Below are 13,604 nucleotides of genomic sequence, written 5' to 3'. Positions count from 1 at the left end.
CGCAGGTCACATGCGGAACACGCCGAAGCGTGTCTCGCGGGCCGGGGCGTTGAGGCTGGCCGACAAGGCCAGGGCCAGCACGCGGCGGGTGTCGGCAGGATCGATGATGCCGTCATCCCACAGCCGCGCGCTGGCGTAGTAGGGGTGTCCCTGTCGTTCGAACTGGTCGCGGATCGGCGCCTTGAAGGAGTCCTCCTCGTCGGCGGCCCAGGCACCGCCCTTGGCTTCGATGCCATCGCGCTTGACCGTGGCCAGCACGCTGGCGGCCTGCTCGCCGCCCATCACCCCGATGCGTGCGTTGGGCCACATCCACAGGAAATTGGGCGAGTAGGCGCGGCCGCACATGCCGTAGTTGCCGGCACCGAACGAACCGCCGATCACCACCGTGAACTTCGGCACCTTCGCACACGCCACTGCCATCACCAGCTTCGCACCGTCCTTGGCGATGCCGCCCTGTTCGTACTTGCGGCCCACCATGAAGCCGGTGATGTTCTGCAGGAACACCAGCGGGATGTTGCGCTGGGTGCACAGGTCGATGAAGTGCGCGCCCTTCAGCGCGGACTCGGAAAACAGGATGCCGTTGTTGGCGATGATGCCCACCGGGTAACCGTGCAGGTGCGCAAAGCCGGTGACCAGGGTGCTGCCGTAGCGCGGCTTGAACTCGTCAAACCGCGATCCGTCCACCAGCCGGGCGATCACTTCGCGCACGTCGAACGGCTTGCGCGTATCGGCCGGGATCACCCCATACAGCTCATCTGCCGGGAACAGCGGCGCTTCCACCGGCTGCAGCGCCATCGCAGGCTCCGGCTTGCGCCAGTTGAGCTGGGCGATGATCGCGCGCACCCGGGCCAGCGCCTGCAGGTCGTTGTCGGCCATGTGGTCGGCCACGCCGGAAAGCCGCGTATGCACGTCGGCACCGCCGAGGTCTTCGGCGCTGACCACTTCACCGGTGGCGGCCTTCACCAGCGGCGGGCCGCCGAGGAAGATGGTGCCCTGCTCGCGCACGATCACCGTTTCATCGCTCATCGCCGGCACGTAGGCGCCGCCGGCGGTGCAGCTGCCCATCACGCAGGCGATCTGCGGGATGCCCTGGGCGGACAGGTTGGCCTGGTTGTAGAAGATCCGGCCGAAGTGGTCGCGGTCCGGGAACACCTCGTCCTGCAGCGGCAGGAACGCACCGCCGGAATCGACCAGGTAGATGCACGGCAGGCGGTTCTGTTCGGCGATCTCCTGCGCCCGCAGGTGCTTTTTCACCGTCATCGGATAATAGGTACCGCCCTTGACCGTGGCATCGTTGGCCACGATCACGCATTCCACGCCGCTCACCCGGCCGATGCCGGCCACCACGCCGGCGCAGGGCACCGCGTCTTCGTACATGCCGTGCGCCGCCAGCGGGGCGATTTCCAGGAAGGGGCTGCCGGCATCCAGCAGCGCATCGATGCGTTCGCGCGCCAGCAGCTTGCCGCGCGCGGTGTGCTTGTTGCGTGCCGCCTCGCTGCCGCCCAGCGCGGTACGCGCCAAGGTGGCATGCAGGTCATCGACCACCGCCTGCATGGCGCTGCGGTTGCTTTCGAAAGTTTCGCTGCCGGCTTGCAGCTGAGTGTTCAGAGTGCTCATGGAAGGCCCTTACAGCGTGCGCTGGAACAGTTCGCGACCGATCAGCATGCGGCGGATTTCCGAGGTGCCCGCGCCGATTTCATACAGCTTGGCGTCGCGCCACAAGCGGCCGGTGGGGTATTCGTTGATGTAGCCGTTGCCGCCCAGGATCTGGATCGCCTGGCCGGTCAGCCAGGTGGCTTTCTCGGCGGCGTACAGGATGGCGCCGGCGGAATCCTGGCGGGTGGTGCGGCCCTGATCGCAGGCGCGCGCCACCGCATAGACGTAAGCACGGCACGCGCCGAGGCCCACGTACATGTCAGCGATCTTGGCCTGGATCAGCTGGAAGCTGCCGATCGCTTCGCCGAACTGGTGGCGCTCGTGCACGTACGGCATCACCACGTCCATCGCCGCGGCCATCAGCCCCAGCGGGCCGCCGGACAGCACCACGCGCTCGTAATCCAGACCGGACATCAGCACGCGCACGCCACTGCCTTCCTGGCCGAGCACGTTCTCTGCCGGTACTTCACAGTCCTGGAACACCAGTTCGCTGGTGGGCGAGGAGCGCATGCCCAGCTTGTCCAGCTTCTGCGCGGTGCTGAAACCCTTCATGCCTTTTTCCACCAGGAAGGCGGTGATGCCCTTCGCGCCGGCGTCTGGATCGGTCTTGGCATACACCACCAGCACGTCGGCATCCGGGCCGTTGGTGATCCACATCTTGTTGCCGTTGAGCACGTAGCGGTCGCCCCGCTTCTCCGCGCGCAGCTTCATCGACACCACGTCCGAACCGGCACCGGGCTCGCTCATCGCCAGCGCGCCGACCAGCTCGCCGCTGCAAAGGCCGGGCAGGAAGCGCTGCTTCTGCGCTTCGGTCCCGTTCTTGCGCAGTTGGTTCACGCACAGGTTGGAGTGCGCGCCGTAGGACAGGCCGATGCCGCCGGAGGCACGCGAGACCTCTTCCATCGCCACCACGTGGGCCAGGTAGCCCATGCCGGTGCCGCCGTATTCCTCTTCGACGGTCATGCCGAGCAGGCCCTGCTCGCCCAGCTTGCGCCACAGCGCCAGCGGGAACTGGTTGGTTTCATCGGCGTGGGCGGCCAACGGCGCGATCTCGGCGGCAGCGAACTGGGCCACGCTGTCGCGCAGCAGGTCGATGTCTTCGCCAAGGTCGAAATTCAGGGATGGAACGTGCATGCGGGCGACTCCACGGACAGGCGGCGGGTAGGGGGGCGCACCGGAGGGGAGCAGGCAAGGAACCTGCGCGGGCGATGGCCCCAGACTAGCCCGGATCAAGTAAAAAGTGAACGCAAGTTCAAAAATTGAATCTACAATCACCCCATGGCTTACAAACGCTCACCGCTGATGGAAGAACGGATGGCCGGAGCGCGCGAGCGGATCCTGCTGGCGGCCCGTGAACTGGTCGCGGCGGGCGGTTACCGCAATGCGCCGGTCACTGCCGTTGCGGCCCAGGCGGGGGTGTCCACCGGGCTGATCTACCGCCACTTCCCGTCCAAGGCCGAACTGTTCGTGGAGGTCTTGAGCGCGGCGGTGGAGCACGAAGTCGAGATACTGGAAGGCATCGCTGCCGGCCCTGAACCGGCACCGCAGCGGCTGCGGCTGGCGATCACCGCTTTCGTGCGGCGCGCGCTGGCCGGGCCCGGGCTGGCGCATGCCTTCATCGTCGAACCGGTCGACCCGGAAGTCGAAGCCGAGCGCATGCGCGGGCGGCGGCGCTTCGGCGACGTGTTCCGTCGGCTGGTGCAGGACGGCATTGCCAGCGGCGCGTTCCCCGCGCAGGACGTAGACGTCACCGCGGCCTGCATCGTCGGTGCCTTCACCGAAGCCCTGGTGGGCCCGACCGCGCCCAGCCGCCAGGCCCATCGCGACGAGCACGCCCTGGCTGACTCGATCAGCGCGTTCTGCCTGCGCGCCGCCGGCGGCTGATCACGGTTTGGTCGCTGACGACCCTTCTGGTGGGTGACGACCGTTGGTCGTCACATGCCTGCAAGGGGTAGCGCCCAGCCACGCTCGGCGAGCGCAGCGGCCTGGCCTCCGCCATCCATGCTGCACTGCGCTGTTGTCCCCGGCGAGGCCCGTTCTATACTCGGGCAGCAGGCTCATACGCTCAGCCGTGGTCCATCGACTATCAGCCAGGGGTAACGAAGAGTGCGGAATCACGATCTTGAGTTCCTGAAACGCTTTTCCATGGTCATCGGCCTGCTGGCCGTGATTACCTTGGGGTTGATCTTCCTGGCCGCCTGGCTGCACACCCGGATTCCTGCCGAGGTATCGCCCACGGCTGTGCTGCGGACCGGCCAGCGCATCGCCCCGTCCGGCGCGGTCTACGCCGGCAGCACCGGTGCGTCGGCGCAGGCGGCAGCCCAGGCGGCCGCGCTGGCGAAGGCCGCCTCGCAGGTGGCCTACGGCGGCACCACCGACGGCAAAGTGATCTACGACAACCTCTGCACCGCCTGCCACACCACCGGTGTCGGCCTGGCCCCCACGCTGGATCATTCGCACTGGGATGCGCGCATCGCGCAGGGCAAGGAAACCCTCTACAAGCACGCTATCGAGGGTTACACCGGCCCGGATGGCGGCATCATGCCACCCAAGGGCGGCAACCCTGCGCTCAGCGAAGAGCAGATCCACGCCACGGTCGACTGGATGATCGGCAACCTGAAATAGGGTGAACCATGCCGCCTGTGGCCGCTGGTCCCATGACGCATCAGGCTTTCATGTTTTGTGGTTACAGTGGCGACCTGTCCCTTCCGTTGCCGCTGTAACCGTCTGGAGCCGTTGTCGATGCGTCGTTGCCTGCTTGCCTTTGCCGTGGCCTTGTCCGTTTCCCCCGCCTTCGCGCAGCCGCAGCCCGCGCCGCAGGCGATGCCCGGCCAGTTGGCCAGCGCCGACGGCGCGACGATCACCCTTGCCCGTGCGCCCAGCGACTGGCGTGCACTGGATGGCAAGTACGTCCGCATCGCCGCCCCGCTCACCCTGGCCGGCACTGACGGTCTGGAGCGTTTCGGCCAGCTCACCGTGGCCTTCGAAGGCCGCCTGTGGCAGCCGACCGAAGTGGCCGTGCCCGGCAGCGCCGGCTACAGCCAGGTGATCGCCGACAACCAGCGCCGGCGCCTGTTGCTGGACGACGGCAGCGATGCCCGCGATCCGCAGCAGGTGCCGTACCTGGCTGCCGATGCGGTGCTGCGCACCGGCATGCAGCTGCGCGGCGTGGAAGGTCGGGTACGCGTGGACGCACAAGGCCGCCCCAGCCTGCAGCTGGGTCGCGCGCTCGCCCTGCCTTCGCTGCAGCGCCCGGCGGTGCCGCAGGTGGACGGTTCGCTGAAGGTGGCCGCCTTCAACCTCGAAAATTTCTTCAATGGCGACGGCAAGGGCGGCAGCTTCCCCACCCTGCGGGGCGCCAGGACGCTGGAAGAGCACCACGCGCAGCTGAAGAAGCTGATCGCCACCATCGCCCCGCTGGACGCTGACGTGGCCGCGCTGATGGAGCTGGAGAACGATGGCTACGGCCCGCAGTCGGCCATTGCCACGCTGGTGGATGCGATCAATGCCGCCCCCGGCAGCCATGCTGACTGGCGCTTCGTCGATGCCGGCAACGGCCCGGGCGAGAATCCGATCCGGGTCGGCATCATCTACCGGTCCAGCCGGCTGACCGCGCTCGGCAAGCCGGCCACGCTGCAAGGCGGTACCTTCGTCGAACATAGCCGGGTGCCGCTGGCGCAGGCCTTCCAGGCCAAGGGCGGTGCGCCCTTCATGGTGGTCGCCAATCATTTCAAGTCCAAGGGCTGCCGCGATGCCAGTGGCGCCGATGCCGACCACGATGACGGCCAGGGCTGCTGGAATGCCACGCGGGTGACATCGGCCCAGCAGTTGAATACCTGGATGCAGGGCGATCCGACCGGCACCGGCACGCGGGATGCCGTGCTGCTGGGCGACTTCAATGCCTATGCGATGGAGGATCCGATCCGCGCGCTGCGCAGCGCCGGCTGGCAGGACGCTTTCGCGCTGGCCAGGGTGGAGCGTCCTTACAGCTATGTCTACAACGGCTACAGCGGGCGGCTGGACCACGCGCTGCTCAACGCCGGCATGGCCAAGCGACTGTCAGGCGCGGCCGAGTGGCACATCAATGCCGACGAGATGGATGCTGGCGGCTATGCCAAACGCAACGGTGCGGGGCCGTGGCGCAGCTCGGACCACGACCCCCTGCTGCTGGGCTTCGACCGCTGATGACCGGGATGTGCCGGATCGGTCCGGCACATGCCCTGGCTTACAACTCAGCGCTCGACATTGAACGTGGCACGGCAACCATTGTTGACCCAGATGCCGTCCCCGGTGCTGCCCCAGTCGCGACCTTCCATGCAGGGTGAACCAGAGTGCTGTTCGGCCAGCCACACACGGCCGGCAGGGCCTGTGCGACAGCGTGTGTAGCGCTGGTGGATGCTGCTGCAGCTGATGCGCTGCAGCGCCACATCCGGGTAGGGCTGCCCCCTGCCGGCGTGCCCGCCATGGGGGTGCGCCGGGCGCGTGTAACTGTGCGGATCGTACGGCTGCCCGGGTTCTGCCGGATACGCGGGAGCCGGGGACACCGGGTGCGCAGGTTGCGCTGCCCAGGGCGAGCTGGGGCGTGCGCGTCCTGCTTCTGGCCCGGCCCGGCGCAGGGGCTCATCGCGTTGCAGGGAGACCTCGCCGGACTGGCCTTTCTCCAACGTTGCTGTGCTGGCAGCGGCCTGCTGGGCAGCGACAGGTGCGGCGGCACAGAGGGCTCCGAGCGCTGCCATGCCGGTCAACAACGTAGCGGCACCGCGATTCAGGTGACTTTTCATGCAATGAACTCCCAAGGTGGAGGATCGATGGCGGCGACGCAGGCCATCGTCCGTGCGTGCCGCGCCGGATCAGTCCTGTTGGACCCGGATGCTGCGGCTGGGGTCGCTATGCCCGTCGATGGGAACCGATATGGAGTTGTCGCGTTGCGCGTGGTGGTACCCGTGGCTGCTGCAAGCGGACAGTTGGCTGGCCAGTGCCAGCAGGGCGCAGCAGGTAATGAGGCGTTTCATCAATCTTCTCCAGATCAAGGTGAGCCGTGACCATAAAGAGAAGCAAGGAGCCAGTGGCGTCACTACCGTGAAGCAGCGCACAGTCGGATCCGCTCGGTTCAAAGATTGTTTAGCGTTTGATGCAGCGTGATCGGATCCCACGCGGCATGGCAGCACGCCGTTCACCCCAGCGCGATCAGGCCGATCGCCAGCACGGCCAGCGCCAAGCCTGCACGGTTCCACGCGCTGGTGCGCTCGCCGAAACCGTACATGCCGACCAGCGCGCCCAGCACCACCACGCCGATGTTCATGCCGGCGAACACGGTGGCCGGGCTGTCGGGCAGGGCCTGGTGTGCATGCACATAGAACAGGATGTTGCCGCCGTTGAGCAGGCCGAGCAGGGCACCGGCGCCGAGGTTGCGCCACGCCAGCCGGGTGCGGCCGCGGGCGTGCCGCACTAGCTGCAGGGCCAGCATCAGCAGGAAAGCCAGGCAGAAGCACATCAGCAGTGCGGCCATCGACGGGGTGCCGGACAGCGCGACCTTCTTCAGCAGGATGTCCACCGCCGCAAAGCCGAACCATACCCCAAGCAGCCAGCGCCAGCCTGCCGGCGCGGCCTCCGCACCCGGCCCGCGCGGGCGCAGGCTGATGGCCAGCATCGCTACCAGGCCCAGGCCAAGGCCTGCCAGCTTCCACGGCGTGGCGGTCTGGCCGAAGAACGCGAACGCGGCCAGCAGCGAAAGCAGCAGCGACAATCGCTGCGCCACATCACTGCGTACGATGCCGGCCGCCGCCACCGCGCGGCCCAGCACCAGGAAGATCGCCGGCAGGATCACCGCCAGCGCCAGCAGCGCGGCCCACGGGGCGTGGCTGGAGTGCAGCGATGCTAGCGGCGGGCGCAGCACCAGCCCGGTCATCGCTGCGGCCACCAGGTAATTCCAGGTGACCATCTGGCCCACGTCCAGCTGCTGGCGACGTGCGAGCTTCAGCATCACCGACACCAGCACGCTGCAGATCACCGCGAAGACGAGGAAGTACATGGGGGCCGGGAGCAGGGGACGGGTGGGGGACGCTATCATGTTGCCATGCGCAATCCTCCTTTCCCCCCGCAGTCGGACACCCTCGTGCTTGCCGGACCGGTCGGTCCGCTGGACGTAGCGGTTGATCTGCCCAAGCCGGAGGTGCCGGCCCAGCCGGTGACCGCCATCGTCTGCCACCCGCTGTCCACCGAGGGCGGCACGATGCACAACAAGGTGGTCACCATGGCCGCCAATGCGCTGCGCGACCTTGGCGTGGCGACGGTGCGTTTCAACTTCCGCAGTGTCGGCGGATCGGCCGGCCGCTTCGACCACGGCAACGGCGAACAGGACGACCTGAAGGCCGTGGTGGCCTGGGTGCGCGAACAGCGCCCGGACGACCAGGTGTGGTTGGTGGGCTTCAGTTTCGGTGCCTTCGTTTCGTTGAAAGTCACCGCCGAGGTGCAGCCGCAGGCGCTGGTGTCGATCGCCCCGCCGGCCGGCCGCTGGGACTTCGGTGGCATCCAGCCGCCGGCACAGTGGCTGGTGATCCAGGGCGAGCAGGACGAGATCGTCGATCCGCAGGCGGTGTATGACTGGTTGGAGACCGTGGACGCACCGCACGAGCTGGTGCGCATGCCCGACACCAGCCACTTCTTCCACCGCAAGCTGATCGACCTGCGCGGGGCGATCACCCACGGGGTGAAGCGCTGGCTGCCGCTGCAAGCGGATCCGGCGGCATGAGCGAGGCGGTGATGACCCCTTCGCGGCGCTATGCCGAGGGCGTGGCGCGCGGCGAATGGCAGGACGACCCGGCCCAGCACGCCGCGCTGGCCGAACTGGACCGCATCCATCTGGCGCTGCTGGAAGATGCCGACGACGGCTGGCTGGACCGGTTGTCGTCGTTCTTCAAGAAGCCCGAAGCAGTCAAGGGCCTGTATTTCTGGGGTGGCGTGGGCCGCGGCAAGACTTTCCTGGTAGACCTGTTCTACGACGGATTGCCGATCCAGCAGAAGTACCGCACGCACTTCCACCGGTTCATGCGCGGCATCCATGAACGCCTGCGCGAACACCAGGGGCAGAGCGATCCGTTGGCGAAGATCGCCCAGGAGTGGCGCAGCAAGCTGCGCGTGCTGGTGCTGGACGAATTCTTCGTCACCGATATCGGTGATGCGATGCTGCTGGCGCGCCTGCTGGAACGCTTGTTCGCCGAGGGCGTGACCCTGGTGACGACCTCCAACACGGCGGTGGAAAACCTGTACCTCAACGGCCTGCAGCGTGACAGCTTCCTGCCCGCGATCGACCTGCTGCAGCGCTACTGCGTGGAGCTGTACGCCGAAGGCACCGAGGACTACCGCATGCGCGCGCTCACGCGTTCGCCGGTGTACCGGTCGCCGCTGGCCGCCGACAGCGATGCGTGGCTGGGCACGCGCTGGGCCGATTTGAGCGGCGGGCAGCCGGCGAAGGCCGGCAACATCGAGATCGAGGGCCGCAAGATCCCGGTGCGCGGGCGCGGCAAGAGCATCGCCTGGTTCGATTTCCCGGCGCTGTGCGAAGGCCCACGCGGGCCCTCGGACTACATCGAGATCGCGCAGGAATTCAACACCGTGCTGCTGGGCGGCATCCCCGCCTTCGACCGCAACAACGAAGACGCCGCGCGGCGCTTCGTCAACCTGATCGACGAACTGTACGACCGCCACGTCAACCTGGTCTGCACCGCCACCACCTCGCCGATCGAGCTCTACACCGGCACCCGCCTGCAGGGCGCCTTCGAGCGCACCGCCTCGCGCCTGATCGAAATGCAGAGCGCCGAATACCTGGGCACCGCGCACAAAGCCTGAAAAAGGGGACGGAGGGGATTAAGGCGCAATTGGCCAGAAGGCGGTCATTTGCGCCTTAATCCCCTCCGTCCCCTTTTTGGGTGCCCAGCCAGTTTCGTGCACGCTGCGTGAGGGTCAGTGTTGCGTTGATCGTGACCCGCTGTCACATCAAAAGGGTGCTCTTCGGCCTTGACTGCGCACCCGTTTCTGGCGGGTAGCGCCCCTGCGGGGCGGGCCCGAAACCGCTGGTCCTTGCGCCACAAGGGATTAGGAGAAATCCCTACATTTGGCGTTGACGGACCCTCTTACCCCCACTATCTTGTGGCCGTCGGTGTCTTCGACCACAAGTCGAGGGCACGGACGGGAAGCCTGGACCCCTGCATGCAGGGACTCCGGCACTGCCCCGCAACGGTACTTTCGGGAGCCTTTCCGTCTTGCCGACAGCCGCATGTGCACATGTGCGGCGCTGGCTGCGTGATCTCTGATCGGATGACAGGTTTTGCAGGGTGCGGTGTGCGGGCTTTCCGTCGCTGTCGCGCCGTATGCGACACCTCTCTTTCATCCTTGGATTGATCCGCACCGGAACGTGCCTGCCTAGGCGCGCCGTGCATCCCATCTCACGCCCAGAGGACCACCGCCGTGACCACCGAAAACAGTGCCACCATCGACAAGGAAAGCGAGTTCCTGCTTACGTCGCCGCCGACTGCCAACACCATGAGTGTGACCAAGCGCAACGGTACGACCGAGCTGGTGGACCTGAACAAGATCGTCCGCGCGGTGCAGCGTTCCTCGGAAGGCCTGCATTCGGTCGATCCGATGCGCGTGGCCACCCGCACCATTTCCGGCCTGTACAACGGTGCCACCACGCAGGAGCTGGACGAGCTGTCCATCCGCACCTCCGCCCTGCTGATCGGTGAAGAGCCCGAGTACGGCCGCCTGGCCGCGCGCCTGCTGGCCAACTTCATCGCCAAGGAAGTGTCCAACCAGGAGATCCACGCGTTCTCCCAGTCGGTCGGCCGTGGCCACGAAGTGGGCCTGATCAACGACCGCCTGCTGGGCTTCGTGCAGATCAACGCGCGCAAGCTCAACGATGCGATCGATCCGACGCTGGACCTGAACTTCGATTACTTCGGCCTGCGTACCCTGTACGACCGCTACCTGCTGCGCCATCCGCACACCCGCAAGGTGATCGAGACCCCGCAGCAGTTCTTCCTGCGCATCGCCAGCGCGCTGAGCGAAGACGTGGCCGAGACCCTGGCGCTGTACAAGCGCATGGGCAACCTGGATTACCTGCCGTCCTCGCCGACGCTGTTCAACTCGGGCACCACCCACGAGCAGCTGTCCTCGTGCTTCCTGCTGGATTCACCGCAGGATTCGCTGGAATCCATCTATTCCAAGTACGGCGACATCGCCCAGCTGTCCAAGTTCAGCGGCGGCATCGGCGTCAGCTACACCCGCGTGCGTTCGCGTGGCTCGCTGATCAAATCCACCAACGGCCATTCCAACGGCATCGTGCCGTGGCTGAAGACCATGGACTCCTCGGTTGCCGCGGTGAACCAGGGCGGCAAGCGCAAGGGCGCGGCCTGTGTGTACCTGGAAAGCTGGCACGCCGACATCGAGGACTTCCTCGAGTTGCGTGACAACACCGGCGACGAATCGCGTCGTGCGCACAACCTGAACCTGGCCAACTGGATCCCGGACCTGTTCATGAAGCGCGTCGAGGCCGACCAGGAATGGTCGCTGTTCGATCCGCGCGTGGTCCCCGAGTTCACCGATCTGTTCGGCGACGCCTTCGAAGCGGCGTACCTGCAGGCCGAAGCGCAGGGCAAGGCCAACCGCACCATCTCCGCACGCAAGCTGTACTCGCGGATGATGCGCACCCTGGCCGAGACCGGCAACGGCTGGATGACCTTCAAGGACAAGTGCAACCGCGCCAGCAACCAGACCCTGCGTCCGGGCAACGTGATCCACCTGTCCAACCTGTGCACCGAAATCCTGGAAGTCACCTCGGCCGAAGAGACCGCGGTGTGCAACCTGGGCTCGATCAACCTGGGCAACCATTTCGACGCCCACGGCGAGTTTGATTTCGACAAGCTGGCCGACACCGTGCGCCTGGCGATCCGCCAGCTGGACCGCGTGATCGACCTGAACTTCTACCCGATCGAATCGGCACGCCGCGGCAACCTGCGCTGGCGTCCGGTCGGCCTGGGCTGCATGGGCCTGCAGGACGTGTTCTTCCGCAAGCGCCTGGCCTTCGACAGTGCCGAAGCCCGCGCGCTGTCGAAGAAGATCGCTGAAAGCATCTACTTCCATGCACTGGAAACCTCGGTCGAACTGGCCCAGGAACGCGGCAAGCATCCGTCCTTCGCCGACACCCGTGCGGCCAGCGGCGAGCTGCAGTTCGATGCCTGGAACGTGGTGCCGGAAGACACCGCGCGTTGGGACGCCCTGCGTGAGCGCATCAAGGAACACGGCCTGCGCAACTCGCTGATGATCGCGATCGCCCCGACCGCCACCATCGCCTCCATCGCCGGCTGCTACGAGTGCGTGGAGCCGCAGGTGTCCAACCTGTTCAAGCGCGAGACCCTGTCCGGCGACTTCCTGCAGATCAACCGTTACCTGGTGACCGAGCTGAAGAAGCTGGGCCACTGGACGCCGGAAATGCGCGATGCGATCAAGCTGGCCGACGGTTCCATCCAGGGCATCGCCCAGATCCCGGAAACGCTGCGCCACGTGTACCGCACTGCGTGGGAACTGCCGATGCGTTCGCTGATCGACATGGCCGCCGATCGTGGCGCCTTCATCGACCAGTCCGCCTCGCTCAACCTGTTCATGGAAAGCCCGAACATCGGCGCGATGTCGTCCATGTACATGTACGCCTGGAAGCAGGGCATCAAGACCACCTACTACCTGCGTTCGCGTCCGGCCACCAAGATCGCCAAGACCACCGTCAGCAGCCACGTGGCCGCCGTCGATCCGGTCGATGCCATCGCCTGCTCGCTGGAAAATCCGGAAAGCTGCGAGGCGTGCCAGTAATACGCCGCAACGTTGTAGCGCCGGGCCCTGCCCGGCGTTTTCACCCGTAAACCAGGAATCACCATGGCTGATAAACCCACCCAGATGCTGCTCGACCCAGGTTTCGAACTGACCCTGCGTCCGATGCGCTACTCGCAGTTCTACGAGATGTACCGGAACGCGATCAAGAACACCTGGACGGTGGAAGAGATCAACTTCCAGATCGACATCAGCGACCTGCATTCGAAGATGTCGCCGGCCGACCGCCATCTGATCCACCGCCTGGTCGCGTTCTTCGCCACCGGCGATTCGATCGTGTCCAACAACCTGGTGCTGAACCTGTACCAGCACCTCAATGCGCCCGAAGCGCGCATGTACCTGTCGCGCCAGCTGTATGAAGAAGCGCTGCACGTGCAGTTCTACCTGACCCTGCTGGACAACTACCTGCCGGATCCGGATGAGCGCGTCAAAGCCTTCGCCGCGGTGGAGAACATCGACTCGATCAAGAAGAAGGCCGACTTCTGCTTCAAGTGGATCGATTCCATCCAGGACCTGCGCCGGATCGAAACGCGCGACCAGCGTCGCCAGTTCCTGCTCAACCAGATCTGCTTCGCTGCCTGCATCGAAGGCCTGTTCTTCTTCGCCGCGTTTGCCTACGTGTACTACTTCCGTTCGCGTGGCCTGCTCAACGGCCTGGCATCGGGTACCAACTGGGTGTTCCGCGATGAAAGCGCGCACATGGAGTTCGCCTTCGAGTGCGTGGACGTGATCCGCGAAGAAGAGCCGGACCTGTTCGACGATGCGATGAAGCAGCAGGTGTATGACATGCTGGCCGAAGCGATCGAGTGCGAAGTGCAGTTCGCCGAAGACGTGCTGTCCGGCGGCGTGGCGGGTATTTCCACCCGCGACATGCGCCAGTACCTGCAGCACTGCGCCGACAACCATTTCCACCGCCTGGGCATGGAGAAGAAGTACAACGTGCGCAACCCGCTGTCCTTCATGGAACTGCAGGACGTGCAGGAGCTGACCAACTTCTTCGAACGCCGTTCCTCGGCGTACCAGGTTGGCGTGAAGGGCGAAGTCGCCTTCGACATGTCCTTCTGATC

General features: G+C 66.0%; 12 protein-coding genes. 7 read left to right on the top strand and 5 right to left on the bottom strand.

Going from position 1 to position 13,604, the window contains the following annotated elements; translation table 11 throughout:
* Nucleotides 1-6: 6 nt before the first annotated feature.
* Both IFT63_RS14025 and IFT63_RS14020 read right to left on the bottom strand, forming a co-directional pair.
* Nucleotides 7-1,617, bottom strand: coding sequence for a carboxyl transferase domain-containing protein (locus tag IFT63_RS14025; protein WP_192084724.1), 1,611 nt, complete (start codon nt 1,615-1,617; stop codon nt 7-9).
* 9 nt (nt 1,618-1,626) lie between these two features.
* A complete protein-coding gene (locus tag IFT63_RS14020; protein WP_042613707.1) occupies nt 1,627-2,790 on the bottom strand; it encodes an isovaleryl-CoA dehydrogenase in 1,164 nt (387 codons plus the stop codon).
* Nucleotides 2,791-2,934: 144 nt separating this feature from the next.
* Here IFT63_RS14020 and IFT63_RS14015 point away from each other — a divergent pair, with 144 nt between their 5' ends.
* The 3 genes from IFT63_RS14015 to IFT63_RS14005 all read left to right on the top strand — a co-directional run bounded on the left by IFT63_RS14015 (nt 2,935) and on the right by IFT63_RS14005 (nt 5,841).
* Complete coding sequence (locus IFT63_RS14015) at nt 2,935-3,540, top strand: TetR/AcrR family transcriptional regulator (RefSeq protein ID WP_192084722.1); 606 nt, start codon at nt 2,935-2,937, stop codon at nt 3,538-3,540.
* A gap of 222 nt (nt 3,541-3,762) precedes the next feature.
* Complete coding sequence (locus IFT63_RS14010; protein WP_042613709.1) at nt 3,763-4,281, top strand: c-type cytochrome; 519 nt, start codon at nt 3,763-3,765, stop codon at nt 4,279-4,281.
* Nucleotides 4,282-4,398: 117 nt separating this feature from the next.
* The gene (locus IFT63_RS14005) at nt 4,399-5,841 is read left to right on the top strand and encodes an ExeM/NucH family extracellular endonuclease (RefSeq protein ID WP_192084720.1); all 1,443 of its coding nucleotides are present in this window, start codon (nt 4,399-4,401) and stop codon (nt 5,839-5,841) included.
* 47 nt (nt 5,842-5,888) lie between these two features.
* Here the strand turns inward: IFT63_RS14005 and IFT63_RS14000 are convergent, their stop codons facing one another.
* From IFT63_RS14000 to IFT63_RS13990, 3 genes are all read right to left on the bottom strand, one after another.
* On the bottom strand, nt 5,889-6,392 hold the full coding sequence (locus tag IFT63_RS14000) for a DUF3011 domain-containing protein (protein ID WP_192084952.1): 504 nt from the start codon (nt 6,390-6,392) through the stop codon (nt 5,889-5,891).
* Nucleotides 6,393-6,506: 114 nt separating this feature from the next.
* Nucleotides 6,507-6,668, bottom strand: a complete 162-nt coding sequence (locus tag IFT63_RS13995) for a hypothetical protein (RefSeq protein ID WP_161793568.1) — start codon at nt 6,666-6,668, stop codon at nt 6,507-6,509.
* A 161-nt stretch (nt 6,669-6,829) separates the two neighbouring features.
* Nucleotides 6,830-7,687: a hypothetical protein gene (locus tag IFT63_RS13990; protein ID WP_042613712.1), complete on the bottom strand. Its 858-nt coding sequence runs from the start codon at nt 7,685-7,687 to the stop codon at nt 6,830-6,832.
* Between the two features lie 45 nt (nt 7,688-7,732).
* Between IFT63_RS13990 and IFT63_RS13985 the strand changes: the two genes are divergently transcribed.
* The 4 genes from IFT63_RS13985 (at nt 7,733) to IFT63_RS13970 (ending at nt 13,602) form a co-directional block, all read left to right on the top strand.
* Entirely contained in the window at nt 7,733-8,407 is a 675-nt protein-coding gene (locus IFT63_RS13985) for an alpha/beta fold hydrolase (RefSeq protein WP_042613713.1), read from the top strand.
* A complete protein-coding gene (gene zapE, locus IFT63_RS13980) occupies nt 8,404-9,504 on the top strand; it encodes a cell division protein ZapE (RefSeq protein ID WP_192084718.1) in 1,101 nt (366 codons plus the stop codon). Before IFT63_RS13985 ends, zapE begins: the two co-directional genes overlap by 4 nt.
* A 618-nt stretch (nt 9,505-10,122) precedes the next feature.
* On the top strand, nt 10,123-12,519 hold the full coding sequence (locus tag IFT63_RS13975; RefSeq protein ID WP_042613715.1) for a ribonucleoside-diphosphate reductase subunit alpha: 2,397 nt from the start codon (nt 10,123-10,125) through the stop codon (nt 12,517-12,519).
* A gap of 63 nt (nt 12,520-12,582) precedes the next feature.
* The gene (locus IFT63_RS13970; protein WP_042613716.1) at nt 12,583-13,602 is read left to right on the top strand and encodes a ribonucleotide-diphosphate reductase subunit beta; all 1,020 of its coding nucleotides are present in this window, start codon (nt 12,583-12,585) and stop codon (nt 13,600-13,602) included.
* Nucleotides 13,603-13,604 lie beyond the last annotated feature (2 nt).

The sequence above is a fragment of the Stenotrophomonas sp. CFBP 13724 genome (genome assembly GCF_014841975.1).
Taxonomy (GTDB): domain Bacteria; phylum Pseudomonadota; class Gammaproteobacteria; order Xanthomonadales; family Xanthomonadaceae; genus Stenotrophomonas; species Stenotrophomonas lacuserhaii.
Note: the sequence above shows the minus strand (reverse complement) of the source record. Positions and strands in the feature narration are given on the sequence as shown.

Excerpts from the sequence above, each read along its gene's own strand:
- IFT63_RS13995 (WP_161793568.1), bottom strand. The coding sequence starts at position 6,668 with ATGAAACGCCTCATTACCTGCTGCGCCCTGCTGGCACTGGCCAGCCAA.
- IFT63_RS14000 (WP_192084952.1), bottom strand. The coding sequence starts at position 6,392 with ATGGCAGCGCTCGGAGCCCTCTGTGCCGCCGCACCTGTCGCTGCCCAG.
- IFT63_RS13990 (WP_042613712.1), bottom strand. The coding sequence starts at position 7,687 with ATGTACTTCCTCGTCTTCGCGGTGATCTGCAGCGTGCTGGTGTCGGTG.
- IFT63_RS14005 (WP_192084720.1), top strand. The coding sequence starts at position 4,399 with ATGCGTCGTTGCCTGCTTGCCTTTGCCGTGGCCTTGTCCGTTTCCCCC.
- IFT63_RS13985 (WP_042613713.1), top strand. The coding sequence starts at position 7,733 with ATGCGCAATCCTCCTTTCCCCCCGCAGTCGGACACCCTCGTGCTTGCC.
- IFT63_RS13970 (WP_042613716.1), top strand. The coding sequence starts at position 12,583 with ATGGCTGATAAACCCACCCAGATGCTGCTCGACCCAGGTTTCGAACTG.
- IFT63_RS14025 (WP_192084724.1), bottom strand. The coding sequence starts at position 1,617 with ATGAGCACTCTGAACACTCAGCTGCAAGCCGGCAGCGAAACTTTCGAA.
- IFT63_RS14015 (WP_192084722.1), top strand. The coding sequence starts at position 2,935 with ATGGCTTACAAACGCTCACCGCTGATGGAAGAACGGATGGCCGGAGCG.
- IFT63_RS14020 (WP_042613707.1), bottom strand. The coding sequence starts at position 2,790 with ATGCACGTTCCATCCCTGAATTTCGACCTTGGCGAAGACATCGACCTG.
- zapE (WP_192084718.1), top strand. The coding sequence starts at position 8,404 with ATGAGCGAGGCGGTGATGACCCCTTCGCGGCGCTATGCCGAGGGCGTG.